We start from the raw sequence: 1,406 nt of genomic DNA, 5'->3' as shown, positions 1-1,406 counted from the left end.
CACCAGCTAGACAACGAAATCTTTCATCATCTAAATCTTTTACTATTTCAAATTTCATTGTGCCCTCGCTCTTTTTTAGGCACAAGTATACTCATAAATTTAATTTCGAAAGAAGTCTATTAAAGTAATGAACTTATTACAGGAAAGGATGCTAGGAAAATATTTTCTCATTGAAGGAATGACTTGTCGCGTATAATAGTCTTTAAAAGTTCTATAACCAGTTTTATGAAACATGAGGATAATTGTCATCGCTTCGCTTAATGATAATTTTGACCATCGGTTTTCTTTTATTGCTCTTTCCAATTAAAGGTTTTGGGTGGCTCAACCAATATTTTGCGCCATTCAGGCTCAAATTGTTTACAAAAATCCTCTACATCACAAAAAATGGAGATTAATAAATCGATATCTTTTTCAATCATTTTGACCTTCCATGTTTAAAGTTTTTTTGGTGAAAAACATTTTTAAACCATGGGAAGGTCTTTTTTTCAACTATTTCCTTATCCAATAACTCGCGTTATTTATACGAAGGTCTACCAGCTGCGAAAGCTGCTCTATCTCTGCCGGAAGGGAGGCAAGCTGGTTGTTCTCTAAGTTAAGGAATTACAGCTGAGAAAGCTAACCTATCTCTGCAGGAAAGTTGGCAAGTTGGTTGTTGTTTAAGTAAGGCATTCTAGTTGAGACAACTGGCCGATTTCTGCAGGAAGACTGGTGAGCTGGTTTTGATTTAAGCGCGGCTTACTTGTTTAAAGATAAGATGGCTAAAAGTTTTTTTATTTCATTTTAGCCCACCCCCATTTAAAAAGTACTTACGGCCATTCTACAATTGAAAACGCTGCCTTATTTTTTCTGCAATATTCTTCAAAGGATTTTCCGTTAATTCAAGCGTTTGCAACTGAGACAGTTGTTCTATTTCTGCAGGAAGGCTGACGAGCTGGTTTTGGCTTAAGTAAAGCCATGCCAACTGAGACAGTTGCCCAATTTCTGCAGGAAGACTGGTGAGCTGGTTTTGGCTTAAGTTAAGCCATTGCAGCTGAGACAGCTGCCCAATTTCTATAGGAAGAGCGGTGAGCTGGTTTTGGCTTAAATCAAGCGCTTGCAGCTGAGATAGCTGGAATATTTCTGGAGGTAGATAAGTCAAGCCTATTCTAGATAAATCTAAAGATAAATTTAAAGCCGGGATTTTGTCACAATTTTCTCCAATCCAATCTCTAAAAAGCTCCCCTTTTTTCTCTAGAGGCAAGTGCTTAATTTCTTCTCGACTCAAGTATTTTTCCCCACCAGTAAGTTTTTTCCAAAGTAAAAGGCGATTAATATTTAAGAGATAAGAAGAGTAGTTAGCCAGAGTAAGATCCCTCTTTTCTTCTATTTGCACTTTAAATTCTAAAGCTGAAAAAGACTTGGCTAAA

Annotated in this window: 2 protein-coding genes; both read right to left on the bottom strand. The window is 36.8% G+C overall.

Annotated features, from left to right (window positions below):
- Positions 1–287: 287 nt before the first annotated feature.
- The gene (locus tag DB41_RS12610; protein ID WP_255350945.1) at positions 288–419 is read right to left on the bottom strand and encodes a hypothetical protein; all 132 of its coding nucleotides are present in this window, start codon (positions 417–419) and stop codon (positions 288–290) included.
- A 398-nt stretch (positions 420–817) separates the two neighbouring features.
- Positions 818–1,406: leucine-rich repeat domain-containing protein (locus DB41_RS11005; protein WP_368730557.1), on the bottom strand; the 589-nt coding region annotated here is incomplete at its 5' end.

Source organism: Neochlamydia sp. TUME1 (genome assembly GCF_000813645.1).
GTDB lineage: Bacteria > Chlamydiota > Chlamydiia > Chlamydiales > Parachlamydiaceae > Neochlamydia.
The sequence above is the reverse complement of the archived record's forward strand: the minus strand, read 5'-3'. Positions and strand labels throughout refer to the sequence as shown.

What these genes read in the sequence shown, in the direction of transcription:
- DB41_RS12610 (WP_255350945.1), bottom strand. Translation starts at nt 419, where the DNA reads ATGATTGAAAAAGATATCGATTTATTAATCTCCATTTTTTGTGATGTA.